Annotated in this window: 11 protein-coding genes; 5 read left to right on the top strand and 6 right to left on the bottom strand. The window is 71.1% G+C overall.

What is annotated here, in order from left to right; all coding sequences use genetic code 11:
- Complete coding sequence (locus OIE40_RS12645) at positions 1 to 243, top strand: MoaD/ThiS family protein (protein ID WP_264702790.1); 243 nt, start codon at positions 1 to 3, stop codon at positions 241 to 243.
- 244 nt (positions 244 to 487) lie between these two features.
- Here OIE40_RS12645 and OIE40_RS12640 read toward each other — a convergent pair whose 3' ends face one another.
- From OIE40_RS12640 to OIE40_RS12630, 3 genes are all read right to left on the bottom strand, one after another.
- The gene (locus OIE40_RS12640) at positions 488 to 1,030 is read right to left on the bottom strand and encodes a hypothetical protein (protein ID WP_264702788.1); all 543 of its coding nucleotides are present in this window, start codon (positions 1,028 to 1,030) and stop codon (positions 488 to 490) included.
- 77 nt (positions 1,031 to 1,107) lie between these two features.
- Entirely contained in the window at positions 1,108 to 1,815 is a 708-nt protein-coding gene (locus OIE40_RS12635) for an SCO1664 family protein (RefSeq protein ID WP_264702786.1), read from the bottom strand.
- Positions 1,812 to 2,432, bottom strand: coding sequence for a histidine phosphatase family protein (locus tag OIE40_RS12630; protein WP_264702784.1), 621 nt, complete (start codon positions 2,430 to 2,432; stop codon positions 1,812 to 1,814). Before OIE40_RS12630 ends, OIE40_RS12635 begins: the two co-directional genes overlap by 4 nt.
- Before the next feature lie 297 nt (positions 2,433 to 2,729).
- Here OIE40_RS12630 and OIE40_RS12625 point away from each other — a divergent pair, with 297 nt between their 5' ends.
- The 4 genes from OIE40_RS12625 (at position 2,730) to OIE40_RS12610 (ending at position 8,757) form a co-directional block, all read left to right on the top strand.
- The gene (locus tag OIE40_RS12625; protein WP_264702782.1) at positions 2,730 to 4,112 is read left to right on the top strand and encodes a MoxR family ATPase; all 1,383 of its coding nucleotides are present in this window, start codon (positions 2,730 to 2,732) and stop codon (positions 4,110 to 4,112) included.
- Between the two features lie 8 nt (positions 4,113 to 4,120).
- Complete coding sequence (locus OIE40_RS12620) at positions 4,121 to 6,121, top strand: vWA domain-containing protein (protein ID WP_264702781.1); 2,001 nt, start codon at positions 4,121 to 4,123, stop codon at positions 6,119 to 6,121.
- 175 nt (positions 6,122 to 6,296) lie between these two features.
- Entirely contained in the window at positions 6,297 to 7,307 is a 1,011-nt protein-coding gene (locus tag OIE40_RS12615) for an NAD(P)-dependent oxidoreductase (RefSeq protein ID WP_264702780.1), read from the top strand.
- Positions 7,308 to 7,353: 46 nt separating this feature from the next.
- Complete coding sequence (locus OIE40_RS12610) at positions 7,354 to 8,757, top strand: glycoside hydrolase family 1 protein (RefSeq protein ID WP_264702778.1); 1,404 nt, start codon at positions 7,354 to 7,356, stop codon at positions 8,755 to 8,757.
- A 10-nt stretch (positions 8,758 to 8,767) separates the two neighbouring features.
- Here the strand turns inward: OIE40_RS12610 and OIE40_RS12605 are convergent, their stop codons facing one another.
- From OIE40_RS12605 to OIE40_RS12595, 3 genes are all read right to left on the bottom strand, one after another.
- The gene (locus OIE40_RS12605) at positions 8,768 to 9,388 is read right to left on the bottom strand and encodes an MATE family efflux transporter (protein WP_264702776.1); all 621 of its coding nucleotides are present in this window, start codon (positions 9,386 to 9,388) and stop codon (positions 8,768 to 8,770) included.
- A 108-nt stretch (positions 9,389 to 9,496) separates the two neighbouring features.
- The gene (locus OIE40_RS12600; protein ID WP_264702774.1) at positions 9,497 to 14,125 is read right to left on the bottom strand and encodes a hypothetical protein; all 4,629 of its coding nucleotides are present in this window, start codon (positions 14,123 to 14,125) and stop codon (positions 9,497 to 9,499) included.
- Between the two features lie 3 nt (positions 14,126 to 14,128).
- Positions 14,129 to 18,007 (bottom strand): hypothetical protein, encoded by a 3,879-nt coding sequence (locus OIE40_RS12595; protein ID WP_264702772.1) that lies wholly within the window; start codon positions 18,005 to 18,007, stop codon positions 14,129 to 14,131.
- Positions 18,008 to 18,116 lie beyond the last annotated feature (109 nt).

Raw genomic sequence — 18,116 nt, 5'->3', positions numbered from 1 at the left:
ATGAGGGTCCGCTACTTCGCCGGCGCCGCCGAGGCCGCCGGGGTGACCGAGGAGGTCGTCGAGGCCGACTTCAGCGTGACGGCCGCCGACCTGGTCGAGCAGCTGGGCGCCGACCGGGAGCGCCTGGCCGCGGTGCTCAAGGTGTCCTCGCTGCTGGTCGACGGTGTCGCCGTCCGGGAGCGGAGCGAACTCGTCGCGCCGAGCGCCCAGGTGGATGTGCTGCCGCCCTTCGCCGGCGGCTGACCGACCTCAGTGCGCGCCGGCGTATCGGGTCGGCGGGTGCCGGCTCCTGGTGACAGGAGTCGTTTGGAGCGGCCTGGCAGGCTGGAGGGTCCACCGCGGTACAGCGCGGGCACATACCCCCCGGGCGGGGCAGCCGGGTTTGGCGCTGGGCATCCCGGAGCGGAGCGATCCGGTTCGGTTGTCTCGGCGGAGCGCGGCCGCCCCGTCGCAGGGGTTCACGTGGCTAGCCTGCCGGCCGGTGCGTTCAGTCGGGCTGGACGGTCGGCCCCTCGGCCCGCAGCTTGTCCACCTTTTCCATCGCGGTGCGCAGCTCGGCCAACCAACTCTCGGTGTGCCGGCCGACCAGCTTGACCGCCCAGGCCAGCGCCTCGGAGCGCGAGCGGGCGACGCCGGCGTCCACCAGGGTGTCGAGTACCTGACGCTCAGGCTGCCGCAGCCTCGTCATCACCGGCACCGCGAGGTGGGTGAACATCGCCGACTTCTCCCCCAGCCGGACGCCCCACGACACCTTGCGGGCGTACCGGTTCTCGGCCTCCAGCGCGATGGCGATGCGGCGCTCGCGGGTGTCCTCCCGGAACCGGGCGATGCGGCCCTCGGCCATGGCCGGCTCGACACCCTCGTCGGGGATCGAGCCGATCACCGTGATCTCCTCGCGATCGACCGACACCTCGAGTTCGAGGAACCAGTCGTCCGGCAGCCTGCCGGCGAACCAGGCGTGCGCGTCGTCCGCGGCCGGCAGGTCGGCCTGCTGCCAACCCCCTGGCCGTCCGAAACCCTTGGGAACCATCACTACCTCCTTGCAGTGATTACAACATTACATCGCAATACAAGGCGTGCCAGATCCCTGGGAAGGAGCCATTCAGGTCACACCAGCGGCCAGGGCCAAGCCCGTCCGGTCGCGTCGGCGGGAAGGAGGCCGGAGTCGAGCAGCCGTTGGGTGCGGCGCCTGATGGCCCGCACCTCGCGCTGGGTGAGCAGGTCTGCGACGGCGTCCGGCACCTCGTCGGCGAGGGGGGCGATGGCGTCCAGCACGTCGGGATCGATGGCGTCGCCGGCGAAATCCCAGATGACCGTACGCAGCTTGAACTCGGCGGCGAAGCACAGGCCGTGGTCGATCGCCCAGATCGCGCCGTCCTCGTCGTGCAGTACGTGGCCGCCCTTGCGGTCGGTGTTGTTGCCGATCACGTCGAACACCGCGAGCCGGCGCAGCCGGTCGTGGGTGGCCGGGTGTTCGCGCAGCAGCGTGAAGTAGTGCTCGGCCGGGTCGTGCTCGATGAACCACTGCAGCGACCCCACCCCCAGCGGGGCGTCGCGGCGGATCACCGTGGCGGGCACCAGGTCCCATTGCAGGGCGGTGTCGAGGAGGTAGGCGGCACGTTCGCGCTTGTAGAGACCGGCTTCGAAGTCCCACAGCGGGCGTTCGCCGGAGAGTGGCTTGTAGATCGCCCACGCGTAGTCGTCGCCGCGGGTCACCTCGGCCACGAAGGTCGCGTTGCTGCTGTCGGCGACCCTGCCGACGAGCGCGATCTCGCCCTCGCTGAGTAGGGCTTCGCGGTCGTCCGCCGAGGTCACGCGGGTGGACCCTGGACGGAGTTGACCGTGCGCACCACCGGGGCGCCGCGGGCGGGCCAGTCGATCGCCGAGATCGAGCCGGTTGCGACATCGATGCGTTGAAAGTGGTCGAGGTGGGTGCCGACGGCGTGGGTGAGCAGTGCTTTGATCGGGTCGGCGTGCGAGAAGCAGGCCACCGTGTGGCCGGCGTGCTCGCGACGCAGGCGCTCCATCAGCGCGATCATCCGCACCTGCAGTTCGACGAAGCTCTCCCCGCCGGGGAAGCGGAAGGTGGAGGGTGCGGTCTGCACGGTGCGCCACTGCTTGAGCCTTGACAGGGCGGTGAGCTCCTGGCCCGTCCAGTCGCCGAAGTCGCACTCGAGCAGGGCCGGTTCAACCACGGCGGGCAGGCCGGTGCGGCGCTCGGTGGGTTCGGCCGTCTCGCGGGCCCGCTCAAGTGGCGAGGTGTAAACCGCGGCGAGCCCGACCGGCTCGAGCCGCTCGGCCACCGTCTCGGCCTGGGCGCGGCCGGCATCCGACAGGTGCAGGCCGGGGGCACGCCCCGGCAGCAGCTTGCCGGTGGTCGGGGTCTGTCCGTGGCGGACCAGCAGCACCCGCAGTGTCTTGGGCGACGGCACGCCGTTGAGCGTACCCGCGCCCGAAGGCCTCCAATCGGGCGGCCCGCGCGAGCGCGGCCGGGCCCACGGGTGTGCTCCTGAGGTCGAGCAAGAACTCACCCCGTGCCGATATACCGATTTTCGACGTCGACGGCCGATTCTGCCGATGTAAACCTTTTCATCGGCATCGACGTCGAAAATCGGTATATCCGCGCTTGGTGAAAACGGTACGTGCGGGTTGGGGATGCGACGGCGGCCGCCCGGGGGTCACCCGCTGAGACGTGTTTCCGCACTTGTGCCGAGGGTTAGCGTGAGGGCGTGACACAGCGTCCGACCATCGCCACCCTCGCCGAACTGCGCGCCAGCGGGCACGAGCAGAAGTCGCTGCGCGACGAGCTGCGGGACAACCTGCTGGCGAAGCTCTCCGCCGGCGAGAACCCGTGGCCCGGGCTGCACGGCTTCGACCGCACCGTGCTTCCGCAGCTCGAACGCGCCCTGATCGCAGGCCACGACGTGGTGCTGCTGGGCGAACGCGGGCAGGGCAAGACCCGGCTGCTGCGCACCCTGGAGGGCCTGCTCGACGAGTGGACGCCGGTGATCGCCGGGTCGGAACTGGCCGAGCACCCCTACGAGCCGATCACTGCCGAGTCGAAGCGCCGAGCCCTCGAATTGGGCGACGAGCTGCCGGTCGCCTGGCGGCACCGCTCCGAGCGCTACGCCGAGAAGCTGGCCACCCCCGACACCTCGGTGGCCGACCTGATCGGCGACGTCGACCCGATCCGGGTTGCCGAGGGCCGCCGGCTCGGCGACCCGGAGACCATTCACTTCGGTCTCATTCCGCGTAGCCATCGTGGCATCGTCGCGATCAACGAGCTGCCCGACCTGGCCGAGCGCATCCAGGTGGCGATGCTCAACGTGATGGAGGAGCGCGACATCCAGATCCGCGGCTACGTGCTGCGGCTGCCGCTCGACGTGCTGGTCATGGCGTCGGCCAACCCCGAGGACTACACCAACCGCGGCCGCATCATCACCCCGCTCAAGGACCGCTTCGGCGCCGAGATCCGCACCCACTACCCGCTCGAACTGGACGCCGAGGTCGCCGTGATCGCCCAGGAGGCGAACCTGGTCGCCGAGATTCCGCCGGTGCTGCTCGAGATCCTGGCCCGCTACACCCGTGCGCTGCGCGAGTCGCCGGCGATCAACCAGCGCTCGGGGGTTTCGGCGCGCTTCGCCATCGCCGGCGCGGAGACCGTGGCGGCCGCCGCACTGCATCGGGCAGTCGTCCGCGGTGAGGACGCCGCGGTGGCCCGGCTGGTCGACCTTGAGACGGCGGTCGAGGTGCTCGGCGGCAAGATCGAGTTCGAGGCGGGCGAGGAGGGTCGCGAGGACGCCATCCTCACCCACCTGCTGCGCACCGCCGTCGCCGACACCGCCCGCGTCCACTTCCGCGGCATCGACCTGGGGCCGCTGGTGGACTCGCTCGACGGCCGGGCCACCGTCATCACCGGCGAGCAGGTGACCGCGGCAGAGTTCCTCGACGGGCTGCCCGACGCCGGCGACGTCTACGACGAGATCGCCGAGCGGTTCGACGCCGACACAGACGGGCGCCGGGCGAGCGCGATCGAACTGGCGCTGGAGGGGCTCTACCTGGCCCGCCGGATCGCCAAGGACTCCGACGGCAGCGAAACCATCTACGGCTAGGACGACCCATGCCACGCAGGCGCGCATCGCGTTACGGCCGCTACGCCGGCGGCCCGGATCCGCTTGCGCCGCCGGTCGACCTGAGCGAGGCGCTGGAGCAGATCGGCAACGACGTGATGGCCGGCTACAGCCCCGAGCGGGCGCTTCGCGAGTACCTGCGCCGAGGCATGAGTGACCGCGAGGGGCTGGACGACCTGGCCCGCCGGGTCAACGCGAGGCGGCGCGACCTGCTCTCGCGCTACCGGATGGACGGCACCCTGGCCGAGGTGAAGGAACTGCTCGACCGGGCCGTCACCGAGGAACGCAAGCAGCTGCTGCGCGACGCCATGATGGACGACGACGACCGCGCCTTCCGCGAACTGCGACTGGACAACCTGCCCTCCTCGACAGCCGCCGCGGTGACCGACCTGGCCGACTACGACTGGGCGTCCACCGAAGCCAGGCGGGACTACGAGAAGATCAAGGACCTGCTCGGGCGCGAGCTGCTCGACCAGCGCTTCGCGGGCATGAAGCAGGCCCTGCAGAACGCGACCGACGACGACCGCGCCGCGATCAACGCGATGCTGGAGGACCTCAACGAGTTGCTCGACAAGCACCGTCGTGGCGAGGACACCCCCGAGGACTTCGACGACTTCATGGCCGAACACGGCCAGTACTTCCCCGAGAATCCGCGCAACGTCGACGAACTCATCGACGCCCTGGCGCAACGCGCCGCCGCCGCGCAGCGGATGATGCGCTCGATGACGGCCGAGCAACGGGCCGAACTCATGCAGCTGTCGGCGCAGGCGTTCGGGTCACCCGGCTTGATGGCGCAACTCGACCGGCTCGACGGCAACCTGCAGGCGCTGCGACCCGGCGAGAACTGGGGCGGCGGCGAACAGTTCACCGGCGAGGAGGGCATGGGGCTGGGTGAGGGCACCGGCGTCCTGCAGGACCTCGCCGAACTCGACCAGCTCGCCGACCAGCTGGGCCAGAACTACGGCGGTGCCCGGCTCGACGACCTCGACCTGGACGCCCTGGCCCGGCAGCTCGGCAACGACGCGGCGGTGAACGCCCGCACGCTGGCCGAGCTGGAGAAGGCGCTGCGCGAGGGTGGACTGCTGCAGCGCGACGGCTCCGGCGACCTGCGGCTGTCGCCGCAGGCGATGCGCCGGCTCGGCAAGGCGCTGCTCGCCGACGCCGCCAAGCAGCTCGCACCACGCCAGGGCAACCGCGACACCCGGCTCGCCGGGGCGGCCGGCGAGCCGACCGGCGCGTCGCGGCAGTGGGCGTTCGGCGACGCCGAGCCGTGGGACGTGACCCGCAGCCTGACCAACGCGATCATGCGCACCGCGTCCGAGGGCGGCGACCCCTCACAGGGCGTCCGGCTGGACATCCGCGACGTCGAGGTGACCGAGACCGAGGCGCGCACCTCGTCGGCGGTGGCGCTGCTGGTCGACACGTCGTACTCGATGGCGATCGAGGGTCGCTGGGTGCCGATGAAGCGGACGGCGCTGGCGCTGCATCACCTGGTCAGCACCCGGTTCCGGGGTGACCGGCTGCAGCTGATCGGGTTCGGACGCTGGGCGCAGTCCCGCGAGATCGCCGAGTTGACCGCCCTGCCGCCGATGCGCGAGCAGGGCACCAACCTGCACCACGGGCTGCTGCTGGCCAACAGGTTCTTCCGGCAGCACCCGTCGATGCAGCCGGTGCTGCTGGTGGTGACCGACGGTGAACCGACCGCGCACCTGACCGGCGGAGGCGAGGCCTGGTTCGACTGGCCGACCTCACCGGAGACGGTTGCGGCGACGGTGGTCGAACTCGACAAGGCGTCCCGGCTCGGTGCGTCGCCGATCTTCTTCCGGCTGGGCGACGACCCCGGCCTGGAACGGTTCCTGGCCCAGCTGGCCAAGCGCGCCGGGGGACGGGTGGTCGCCCCCGACCTGGGCGATCTGGGCTCGGCGGTGGTGGGTGAGTACCTGACCGCACGGTTCCGTGGCGGTTGGGATTCAGGCGACTGGCTGGAGTGATCGCCGGCCCGTCGGTCGAGCCTGTCGAGAGACGCACCGTCATCCCGGGCTCGCCCCTGGATCTCACCCGCTCCTGCGTCTGGATGCGTGACACCACGGCAACCGCCAGACTGGACACGTGCGGCGGCGAGGATGCTGCGGCAGGCGCACGCGAGTCACGAGGAGTGAAGACGACGTGGTGAAGATTCTGGTGGCGGGGGACCGGTTCATCCTGCCCGAGGTGCTGCTGGAAGCGCTGGAGCGGCATGTGCCGGACGCCGACACGACGGTCATCAAGGGGCAGTGGCCGGTATCGCCGTTCGTCTCCATCGGCGAGGTCGACGAGGCCGAGGGCGACGAGGACGCCCTGATCGCCGCGCTGGAGGGTTGCGAGATCGCCTTCGTGCACGCCTCGCCGTTCACCGAGAAGGTGATCGCCGCCGCCGCGCCCACGCTCAAGCTGATCACGGTCGGACGCGGGGGTCCGGTCAACATCAACGTGCCCGCCGCCACCGCGCACGGGGTCACAGTGTCGAACGCCCCCGGACGCAACGCGACCTCCACCGCCGAACACAGCGTGGCGATGATCCTCGCGGCGGTGCGGCAGTTGGTCGACCGGCACAACGAACTGGTCGCCGGTGCCTGGGGCGGCGACTACTACGCCTACGAGAACACGCCGATGGAGGTGCGCGGCGCCACCGTCGGACTGGTCGGCTACGGCGCGGTCGGCTCGCGGGTGGCGTCCACCCTGGACGCGATGGGCGCCCACGTGCTCGGCTACGACCCCTACGTGGCAGACATGCCGCACGCCGAGAAGGTCGACGATCTCGCCGAGCTGCTGCGGCGCTCGACCATTCTCACCCTGCACCCCAGGCTGAACGATGAGACGCGCGGCATGATCGGCGCCGAGCAGCTGGCCCTGCTGCCCGAGCGCGCGGTGGTGGTGAACTGCTCGCGCCCCCCGGTGCTCGACTACGACGCGCTGGCCGACGCCCTCGATTCCGGACGCCTGTGGGCCGCGGCGGCAGACGTCCTGCCCGCCGAGCCGCTGCCGCAGGGGCACCGGCTGCTGCGCACCGAACGGCTCATCGTCACCCCGCATCTGGCCGGGGCGAGCCAGGAGTCCGCCCAGCTCGCCGCCGAACTGGGCGCCGCCGACATCGCCCGCTACCTGGCCGGCGAACCGCTCAGGAACGCCCTGAACTGAACCGGGCCCTGCCGCCCGGCCCGCCGGACACGGGACAATCGGCGTCATGACTGCTTTCCCCGACGGCTTCCTGTGGGGCGGGGCCACGGCCGCGAACCAGCTCGAGGGCGCCTACCTGACCGACGGCAAGGGCCTGTCCATCCAGGACGTGATGCCGCGCGGCATCGTCGGCCCGCCGACCGACGAACCGACCCCCGACAACCTCAAGCACGAGGGCATCGACCACTACCACCGCTACGCCGAGGACATCGCGCTGTTCGCCGAGCTGGGGTTCTCGGTCTACCGGTTCTCGATCGGCTGGAGCCGGATCTTCCCCAACGGCGACGAGGAGACACCCAACGAGGAGGGCCTTGCGTTCTACGACCGGCTGCTCGACGAGTTGGAGCGTCACGGCATCGAACCGCTGGTCACGATCAGCCACTACGAAACCCCGCTGCACCTTTCCCGGACCTACGACGGCTGGGTCGACCGCCGGTTGATCGGCTTCTACGAGCGCTACGCCCGCACCCTTTTCGAACGGTTCGGGCACCGGGTCAGGTACTGGTTGACGTTCAACGAGATCAACTCGGTGCTGCACGCGCCGCTGATGTCGGGTGGCATCTGGACGCCGAAGGAGCAGCTCGCCGAAGGTGACCTGTACCAGGCGATCCATCACGAACTGGTCGCCTCGGCGTCCGCCACCCGGATCGCGCACGAGATCGACCCCGGGCTGAAGGTGGGCTGCATGGTGCTGGCCATGCCGACCTATCCGCTCACCCCCAGCCCCGCCGACGTGTTGGCCGTGCTGCACGCCGATCACGCCAACCTGGCGTTCACCGACGTGCACGTGCGCGGGCGCTACCCGGGCTACCTGCTGCGCACGCTGCGCGAGAAAGGCATCGAGCTCGACATCACCGACGACGACCGCGAAACCCTTACCCACACCGTCGACTTCGTGTCGTTCAGCTACTACATGAGCGTGTGCGAGGCGGCCGACGGGGGCGAGGCGGGCGAGGGCAACCTGTTCGGCGGCATCACCAACCCGACGCTGCCGGCGTCCGAGTGGGGCTGGCAGATCGATCCGGTCGGGCTGCGGATCACCCTCAACCAGTTCTGGGACCGCTGGGGCAAGCCGCTTTTCATCGTCGAGAACGGGCTGGGCGCCAACGACGAACTGGTCGAGGTGGACGGTGTGCCCACCGTCGAGGACGACTACCGGATCGCCTACCTCAACGACCACCTGGTCCAGGTCGGCGAGGCGATCGCGGACGGGGTGGAGGTGCTCGGCTACACGTGGTGGGGGCCGATCGATGTGGTCAGCGCGTCGACCGCGCAGCTGTCGAAACGGTACGGCTTCATCTACGTCGACCGCAACGATGACGGCAGCGGCACCTTGCGGCGTTACCGCAAGAAGTCGTTTGGCTGGTACCGCGACCTGATCGCCAGCAACGGCGGCACGCTGACCGCTTGAGCGCCGGGCGTCAGTGCAGGCCGGCGGGGGAGGCCGAGCGGTCGTCGTCCGGCGCGGGGGCGGCGTCCTCGACCACCGGGACGGCCTGCCGGCGGCGGCGCAGCCAGCGGGCCAGCAGCAGGCCGCCGCGGGTCGCCTCGGCCAGGGTCAGGGCCCAGAACGCGCCGGCCAGGCCCAGCCCGGCCACCCCGATCAGCAGGTGGGACGCCGGGACGAGCGCCAGCAGGCTGGCCGCGACCGAGTACGCCATCGGCCACAGCACGTCACCGGCCGAACGCAACGCGCCGAACAGCACCGAGGTGAGCGCCGACAACGGCAGCAGCGCGACGCTGATCAGCGGCGCGGACCGGGCCTGGTCGAGGGCCACGGCGTTGACCCCGAAGATGGCCAGTGCGCCGTCGGCGAAGGACCACAGCACCGCTGCCAGCACGGCCGAGGCCAGCGCCGTCGAGCCCGCGGTGCGCAGCGTCTGCCGGAACGCGTGCTGCCGGTCGGCCTCGCCGACGTCCCAGCCGACTGGTCGGGTGTGGGTCCGTGGGGGTCCCGTACCGATGTCGAGATCGCTGCTCGTTGGAGGGCTGGCTGTCCGCTTTCGCGTTGTGACGCGAAAGTGGTGCGGGTTCGCCTCCATCGGACGCCGGTGTCGAGATCGGTGGCCGGGTGGCGCCCCCGAGATCCCGGCGTTCGCCGGGATGACAGGGGTCGTTCGCCGCGACGAGGCCGCAGGCGGACCTGGCGCCTACTCGGGAGAACCCAGCTCGAACTCGTCGGCGTAGATCAGCCTGATCTCCGTTGTCGGGGGGCTGTTGGGGTCGCCAAGGTTGGCCGGGTCGCCGACGAAGGTCTCCCACTCCTCGATCCGGACGCGGTGCGTGCCCGGCGTGGTTGGACGGGCGAACGGCAGCCCCTCGGGGACGTCCAGTTCGCCGGTCCAGACCAGGTTGGCCAGGGTGCCGGCGAAGCCGCGGACGACCAGGTCGGTCTGGGTCACCGTCTGCCAGGCCAGGTCGCTGGTGGCGCCGGCGTCCCGGGTCTGCAACCTGGCCCGTAGCACCCGGTTGGCGGCCACCGCCGCAACCCCGGCCAGCACGTTCGCCGCAGCGTTGAACCCGCCGGCCACACCTCCGAATGTGCGGGGCCCGGTCAGCGCGGTCGACGCGTCGTGATAGCCCGCCGGACCCGACACCAGCACCCGGACGGTGCCCTCGCTGGTGCGGCTGACGGAGGCGGTGCGCTCCGGCACCACCTGGACGAAGTCGCAGCGCACCGGCTTGCTGATGTGCCGGCCGTCGACGCTGTAGGGCTGGTAGCGCACCAGCGACAGCTGCACGAACGGCCAGAACCGGGCCGGGAAGCCGATGTCGACGAACCACTTGCGGCGTTCCAGGTTGTACTGCGGCCGGTACGGGACGACCATCACCTTGACGTTCGGGTCGTCGGGCGACGGGTAGATCTCCGGCTTTCCGGACGGCCCGGCCACCGAGTCGTAGTCGTCCAACCCGAGGGCGCTGAGCAGGTCGGTGACCTGCACCGCCTCGCGGTCGGCCACGTTGCTGCCCGCCCAGAACGGGTCGCCGCCCCACTGGCTGGTGAACGTGCTGTCCGGGCGCTGGCCGAGCGCCAACACCACGCCGATCTGCTCGTCGGCGCCGGTGACGAACCACGGCCGCTCCAGATACACCCGGACGCCCGAGCGCCGCGTCCGGCGCCGCGCCATCGGCTGGTCAGGCTCGGTCTCGTCCTCCCAGCGGAACAGCGGGATCACCGAATGCACCATCGGCGGTGCCGGCAGCGACGTGTTCGGCACGTGCATGGCCACCTCGGCGCTGACCGTGCTGCGACCGTCGTCGATCGGCAGGCTCGGGTCGTCGGACGGGGTCGCGGGCGCCAGCTCGTCGGGCGCGAAGTACTCGCGGAACCGGGTCGTCGCCCGGAACCGGTACTTCACCAGGCGATGCTTGGTGTCGCCGAACTCGTGCACCGCCCGATGCGAGCGGACGTGGCCGACCACGGCGTCGTTGTAGGTCTGGTCGGCGTGCATGCCGGCCAGGATGGCGATGTCCTCCCACGGCTCGATCGCGGTGGTCGCCGCCACCTGGCGCTGGTCCGGCATCACCTTCCACTGCGGGTCGGACAGGTCGTCCAGCACCTCGTCCCAGCGGGCGTCCACGAGCAGCGAATCGGTGCTGGGGCCGTGCAGTTCGACCCCGCCGAGCAGCATCGCGTTGGTTGCGTTCTGCGCGCGGTAGATGCGGAAGCCGATCGGCTCCGGGGCCACGATCGGACGCGGCACCGCGTGCACCATGGTCAGCGCCGTCGGCGGGGTGAGCGCCCACAGCCAGCCGTTCGCCGCGGCTTCGGCCACCCCGGGCAGTTGACGCATCGCCTCCGGCAGCTGTAGCCAGGCACCCATGACCGCGAGGTCGTCCAGGGTGAGGGTGGACGACAGCCGGCTGCGCAGCGCGGTGCCGCGAGGCAGCGAGATGGTCACCAGATGCGGTGCCACCACGGCGTTCAGTTCCTCCGCGCCGTTCAGCACCAGCCGGTAGCCGTCGATGCTCGGCCATGCCGACGCCGCGTCGGGCGTGGCGAGCGCACCCGGATAGCGGGCGGTGAAGCCCTCCACCCCGAACGGGGGAACGATCGTCCACTCCTTGCCCGCGTCGGGGAACACGAAGCCCAGGCCGCGGGCGATCACGTCCGGCAGGTACGGGGTGTGCACCAGGTCGGTGTCGTGCACCACGTACTGACCCGGCCCGGGCGCTTCGCCGGGCGGCAAGGGCAGCGTGCGCAACTCCGCGGGCGAGGCACCGGGGCCGTGCACCAGGGCGACGCCGTCCTGCGGGTCGCGCACCGACGGGTCGTCCAGCCGCGGCACGTCGAGGTCGAACAGGGTGCCCGACTCGCGGATCGCCGCGTGCAGCCACAGGTTGCGGGCCGCGGCGTCCGGGGAGGCGATGGCGGCGTCGAAGGCGCCGTGCTCCTCGGCCTCCAGTTGGCTCGTCTTGGGCGGCACCAGGTGCCGTTCGCAGGTGGCGAAGCGGCCGGCGTTGGCGGCCGCGTACTCCACGGGCGTGCCGGTGAGCACCGCCAGCGTGGCCGGGTCCTGGCTCACCCGGGAGCGCACCACCAGCACCTCGTTCGACTCGCCCTCGGTGAACAGCCGGCGCGGCACCACCGCCGGCGGCGGCACCGGCTGGTACCGGACGAACGGCAGCTCGGCAGAGACGGCAACCGCCTCCGAGGTGCCGACCGGGCCGGCGAGGTCGTCCGGGTCGAGGGCCAGGCCGCCGCGGATCACCGCGGGGTTCAGCACCGCGGTCGCCGCCGGCGCCAGGGCGTCGTCGGCCAGGCCGGACGCCAGCACGCTGCGCACGTCGGCCAGCGCGGAGGCCACCGGCTGCTGCACGCTCTCGCCGCGCTTGACCTGCAGTCGTCCGACGATCTCGGGCAGCGCCTGCGCCAACTGCAGGCCGGCGCCGTCGGTGCCGGTGTCGATCGGCTGCGCCGCGGGTTCGGCGGAGGCCGCGGCGGAGTCCCGCAGCCGGCTCAGGGCGCCGGTGCGGAAGTCCCCGAGTTGGCTGAGGTCGGCGGCCACGCGGGTGACCGGTTCGGCCGGCGGCTGGTCGGCGGCGGCGATCGCCGGCGGCGGCTCCAGCCGGTGCGGACGCGAGTTGCACGCCAGGTCCACGCCCCAGACCCGGAAGCTGTAGCGCCGGCCGAACCGCAGCCGGGGCAGTGTGCCGGGCGCCGCCGTGCGGTCGATCAGCACCGGGGTGGACGGGTCGGCCGGCGGCTGCGGGTCGGTGACCACACGCTCCACGCCGCCCTCGTTGACCACCGGCAGCGCCGGACGGGCGGCGGACAGGCTCCAGCCGTCCCAGCCGAAGACCGCCTCGTGCACGTGGATGGGGGAGGTGTCCTGGCCGGCGTGGGTGGGGGCGGATTCCTGCAGGAACGCCTCGTCGTCGAAGGAGAAGCTGCGGCCACCGACCACGTCGGCGCTCACCCGCACCTGGTGCAGCGAGCGCCACCGGTCGGTCTTGTCGTCGTGCACCTCGACCCGGACGCCCTGCATCACGTCCTCGGTGGTCATCAGCGGCGCGTCGACGGCCGGCTGGTTGGGTGGCTGGGTGCGCACCGTGTCGAGCACGGACGTCTGCTTGTCGATCGCGTCGGCGGTGGCGGCGCCGTTGTTCTTGCGGGCCACGGTGAAACCGGTGGTGCGTAGGGCGGGTGGGGCCGCGTTGGCCGGCGCGCCCTGCAGCGCCGCGGCCGCGGTGCGCAGGTAGGACGACAGGTACTGCTCGGTCTTGAGCGCCGCGCCGTCGGGGTCGAGGTCGAGCAGGTCGTAGCTGTCGGCGTTGCCCACGGGCAGCCGTCCGTTGATCCACTGGGACTCGTCCTCGGCCCGGGTGACCAGGGCACGGCCGACCCGGCGGGTGGCGACGCGGACGACCTTCAGCGCGTCCTCGCGGCCGGGGATGAGGATGCGGCCGCACAGCCATTCACTGCCGGCCAGCCGGTTGGTGTCGGCCTTGACGTCGATCACCAGGGCGAGCTTGCGCTGCAGCGGGCCGTGGTCGTTGACCAGCGACACCCGGGCGTGGAAGTCGGGAATCTGCTTGTCGGGCTCGGCCGGCCCGGGATTGTCCGGCTCGGGACGGTCGCGGTAGTCGGTCTCCTCCTCGGGGTGGCTGTAGAACCGCCTGGCCCGGTGCAGTTCTAACAGGGCGTTCGCCATCGGCGTCCCGCCCATGAAGTTGTCCGGCACGGTGCCGTTGCTGAAGTACTCGCGGTGGCTGCGGAACTCGGCCAGCGGCACCCGCTCGCGGGTGGCCGCGTCGAGCGCTTCGGTCTGGCCGCTCTCCAGCCGCCCGACCAGGTCCAGCGGGTTGAACCGCTGCCGGCCGACATCGCCGCCGCCGAGGGTCTCCAGAATCTGGGTGCCGAACCACGGCAACTGCTGGACTGTGGGCGCCTCCACCCCGTTGACCATGGTGGCCAGCAGGTTGACGGTCTTGGCGATCCCGGTGGTGGTGCCGGGGTGGAAGGTGCGCCAGGGCCGCTGCGTCCAGTCGGGCGGGGTGTAGGAGTTCACCGGGGTCTCGGCCGGGAACACCTCCTCCCACAGGCCGTCCTCGACGGCGTAGCGCAGCGGTTCGCAGTCGATCTCGCCCGCCTGGTCCTCAAGGGTGAACGTCGCGTCGGCGAGGGCCTTGGTCCAGTGCTGGAAGAGCTCGGTGACCGCCAGGGTGTCGCGGGGGTCGTCCACGGCGATGTCGGGCGACACGAAGAAGGAGACGTGGAACGTCTCGTTCGGGTCGCACGAGTACGGCAGCGCGACGACGGTGAACTGTTCACGCATCTTTCACTCCTCCGCGAAGGCGAGGCAGTAGTCGTTCCACAGCGTCGAGGTGAAGTCGGGCTGGACCCCCATCACCTCGGCGAAACTCGGGTCGCCGTTGCTGCCGGCGAACGTGCGCTGGCAGGTGATCGACACCGAGGCCGAGAAGCAGAGCACCTTGACCTTGACCGTGATGGTGGCGGTACCGACCAGTTTGCCGCTGGGGAAGTCGTAGGTCAGCGACAGGTACAGCTCGATCGAGGCCGTGATCAGGCCGAGCACGCTGACCTCGCCGCGCAGCCGGAAGTACGCGGTGAGCGAGCCCTTGTCGGCCTCCATGCGCAGATAGATACCGATCGCCATCGACACCGAGCCCGACGCCACCCCGAGGTCGACCGCCAGGTAGGCGCCGGCCTCCAGGCCGAGTTCGAGCACCTCCAGGCCGCGCGGGCTGAGCCGGATGCCGAACCAGCCGCCGCCGCCCAGACACAGCACCGCCAGGTTGAACGGACGTTCCCTGGTGCAGAACCCGAAGCCGACCGACACGATGTCGCCGAGGAAGGGCACCTGGACGTCCGCCGACAGGGACATGTTCGACAGGTTGAACACGCCGATGGCCAGGTTCGGCAGGTCGAGGGTGAAGCCGGCCACCACCCCGTCCGGCTTCACGTCGACGTAGGGCGGGTCGCTGAAGCCGTCCAGCGGGATCAGCTGCTTGATCCGTTCGACGAAGCTCAGGATGCCGACGAACTCGATGTTGCCGACCGAGGCGTCCACCTCGACCTTGCCGGAGCTGCCGGCCTTGAACGACAGGTGGTCGAAGGGAAGCTTCATCATCGGCTCGCCGGGCGGCAGGATCAGCGCGAAGCCGCGCAGTTCGGCGAGGATGTCGAGCTTCGGTTTGGCGCCGGCCTGGCCCTCGACGGCCAGCGTGAAGCCGTTCTTGGGCAGCTTCAGCACCGGCTTGTTGTCGTCCGGCCACGACTTCAGCGGCGGCTGCCACTTGAACGAGAAGCGGGCGTCCGCCACCGCGGTCGCGATGCCCTGCACGAAGTCGATCACCGACTGCACCATCTCGACGTCGGTGGCGGCGGTGCGCAGGGTGGCGGTGAGCGCGGTGAGCCGGTTCTTGGCCAGCGGGGTCAGCTTGGCGGCCGCGGCCTCCACCGCGGTCAGCGCATTGGCCAGGTTGGTCAGCGCGGTGGCCAGCTTGCCCGGGGCGCTCGCCAGGTCGCCCGGGGCGTCGATGATCGCCTGCAGCACCCCGTCGGCGGCCGTGATCACGGGGTTGACCAGGTCCTGCGCGCTGGTCGCGGCGTCCTGGGCCTTGGCGAGCAGCTCGTTGGCGAGCCCCGCCCGGCCCTGCGCGGTCAGGTCGGACGCCGTCTGCTGGGCTTGGGACAGCGCCTGCTGGGCCTGTGCGGCGGCGTCCTCGACCGTCTGCTTGAGTTCCTTCAGGTCGGCCATCAACGCCTCGACCTTGGCCAGCGACTCGGTGACCAGGGCGGGGGCGTCGTTCAGGTCGATGCCGACCGCGTCCAGGATGTCGATCAGCGAGACGAAGCCGAACAGCTTGGGCAACGCGGCGCCCAGGTAGGCCATCGGGTCGAAGTCGCCGGCGGCGGCACCCGTCACGTCGCCGACCGGCCCCTGCTTGCGGGACAGCCCGGCGATCGGCAGCGACGGGGCCACGAAGCCGCCGGCGTCGCCGCTGGACGCGCCGCCCTTGCCGAAGCCGAGCACCGGCGTGCTGGCCAGTGCGGCCCACACCTGCCCCTCGTTGCCGGCTTCGAACCCGTTCGTGAGCCACGCGTCGGCGTAGCTGAACTGCTGCGGGCCGGTCGGGTTCATCCGCTCCACGGCCGGAATGGACGCGCGGGCGTACTTCAGGTGCGGCACCGAGGTGAGCTGCAGGTCGTCCCCGGCGAAGCTCAGCCCGACGGTGGGCACCGAGGCGTCCTTGCCGCCCGGCTCGGACGGCACGAAGGAGACGTTCTGGCCCAGCCCTTGGGTCTCGCCCAGGTTGGTGAACAGGGTGGCCGGGTCCTTGCCGGCGGGGAACGGACGCGGCGCGCCGTCCGCCACCCAGACCAGCGGGGTGGGCAGCTTGACCTCGCGGCCGTCGATGTCGGTGCAGTGCAGCACGAACTGGAACGGTCCACCGCCGGCCTGCACCACGAAGCAGGTGGTCTCTTCGACGGCCAGCGGCTCGGGGGACAGCACCGGGGTGATGGTGGGGGCGATCTCCACCCTGGTGAACGGCAGGTCGCGGGCGGCGTAGGTCTTCACCGGCTCGCCGATCACGATGAACTTGCGCTGGAACAGGACGGCCTTCGGGTCGGCCTTGTCCGTGATCTTGCGTTCGGTGACCTTCACCAGGGTCGCCTTGTGGCCGAACGGGAAGATGTGGCCCGGGTAGGTGACCCGCACGTACTGGTCGCGGCCCAGCGGCGCCTCGTGGTCCCAGGACAGGATCGAGCCGAGTTGCAGGTTCGACCACGGGTCGGTGCTCCACAACCCGTGCAGATCGAGCCAGGAGCCCAGGCTGGACAGGTACAGGTGGGTGGCGTCCACCGGCGTCGGATCGGTGATCTTCACCCGGTTGCGGGCCCAGGTCTCGCTGGATTGCCGTACCAGCATGTTGCGGTCGCGGGGGTTCAGCGACATGCGGAACGGGTCCTCGCCGTTCGGCACCTCGGTGGTGGCCCAGTTCGGGTACTTCTCGCGGTCACGGGCCCACACCGCGCGGATCCACTCGGGCTGCTCGGTGACGGCTCCCTGGTCGCGGTGGCCGAGTCGGCTGTGCCAGAGCTCGACGGCGGTGCCGGAGCCGTCCGGGACCGGCTCGTCGGCGTGCGTCCAGCCACTCTCGGCCGAGGGCGAGATGACCAGCCGGTAGGGCGCCTCGATGGAGGTCTCGCCCACGCCCGGCGGACGGCTCAACGTGGCCGGGTTGCGGAAGATCGGTGGTACCCGCACGCCGATCTGCAGGTCGTCCACCAACGTGGTGACCGACGTCTTCGGGTCGGGTCCGAACAGGGTGGCCCGCACCCGCGACAACGTCCGGGCCAGCTGGGCGACGCCGGTCGGGGTGTCGAGGGCGTGCACCTGCACCGTGCCGCCGGCAGCGGCCTCCTGCACGAGGCCCGCGTTGGCGAGCACGTTGACCAGGTTCGGGTCGAAAGCGTTGGAGGTGCGGGCCGGGCCCGGGGTCGCGAGCGGGTGGACGGCCATCGCGAACCGCTCCAGGGCGTCCAGGAAACCGGCGGTGCTGACGGTCACGGTCGATCCGGCGGGAACCTGGACGACCACCCGGCTGGGTCGGGCGGGGCGTCCGTCGGTGGGGATGACCGGCACCTCGGGCGCGCCGCTGGACGGCTGCGGGGGACCGTCGGGGTTGTCGGGGTTGGGCTGCGGAGCGGGAATGCCCTCGTAGTAGGCGCGCTCGCCGAGGTGCTGGAACGGCAGCGTGTAGACGAGCAGGCCGCCGGAGCCGTCCGCGGCCGCGGTCAGGGTGTCGCCGGCCAGGTCGAGGCCGGCGGAGCTGACGATCAACGACACCAGGTCGGCGGAGCGGATGACCTGGAAGTGATGGTCGAGGGTGACCTCGGGGGCGTCGGGGATCTGTGAGTTGCCCTCCGGGATCGGCCACTTGATGATCGGCGGCAGCTCGATGTGCGGGTCGATCAGCACCGGCGGCACGCGGGGGTCGATCTCGATCTTTTTACCCAGGTGCGGGTTGAGACCGCCGGCGGGCACGCGCTGCTCGAACCGGCCGGGGTCGACGGGGCGGACCACGGGAACGTCGACGGGCCGCTTCAGCGGCTCGGTTGGTTCGACCCGCTGCTTCGTGCCGAGGCGCTTGGCCTTGCGGCCGGGGGGCAGGTCGATCGGTCCGGACATGCGAACCTCCTCACGGATGTGGGCGCACCCGCCAGTCTCTGCCGTTGGGCCGGTCCCAGACAGGGGGAAGAATTGCCCAGTCCCGTCGGGTATCACGGGACGCCGCCGT

The sequence above is a fragment of the Micropruina sonneratiae genome, assembly GCF_025972045.1.
GTDB classification, from domain to species: Bacteria; Actinomycetota; Actinomycetes; order Propionibacteriales; family Propionibacteriaceae; genus Micropruina; species Micropruina sonneratiae.
The sequence above is the reverse complement of the archived record's forward strand: the minus strand, read 5'-3'. Positions and strand labels throughout refer to the sequence as shown.

What these genes read in the sequence shown, in the direction of transcription:
- OIE40_RS12600 (WP_264702774.1), bottom strand. Translation starts at nt 14,125, where the DNA reads ATGCGTGAACAGTTCACCGTCGTCGCGCTGCCGTACTCGTGCGACCCG.
- OIE40_RS12620 (WP_264702781.1), top strand. Translation starts at nt 4,121, where the DNA reads ATGCCACGCAGGCGCGCATCGCGTTACGGCCGCTACGCCGGCGGCCCG.
- OIE40_RS12595 (WP_264702772.1), bottom strand. Translation starts at nt 18,007, where the DNA reads ATGTCCGGACCGATCGACCTGCCCCCCGGCCGCAAGGCCAAGCGCCTC.
- OIE40_RS12610 (WP_264702778.1), top strand. Translation starts at nt 7,354, where the DNA reads ATGACTGCTTTCCCCGACGGCTTCCTGTGGGGCGGGGCCACGGCCGCG.
- OIE40_RS12645 (WP_264702790.1), top strand. Translation starts at nt 1, where the DNA reads ATGAGGGTCCGCTACTTCGCCGGCGCCGCCGAGGCCGCCGGGGTGACC.
- OIE40_RS12640 (WP_264702788.1), bottom strand. Translation starts at nt 1,030, where the DNA reads ATGGTTCCCAAGGGTTTCGGACGGCCAGGGGGTTGGCAGCAGGCCGAC.
- OIE40_RS12605 (WP_264702776.1), bottom strand. Translation starts at nt 9,388, where the DNA reads ATGGAGGCGAACCCGCACCACTTTCGCGTCACAACGCGAAAGCGGACA.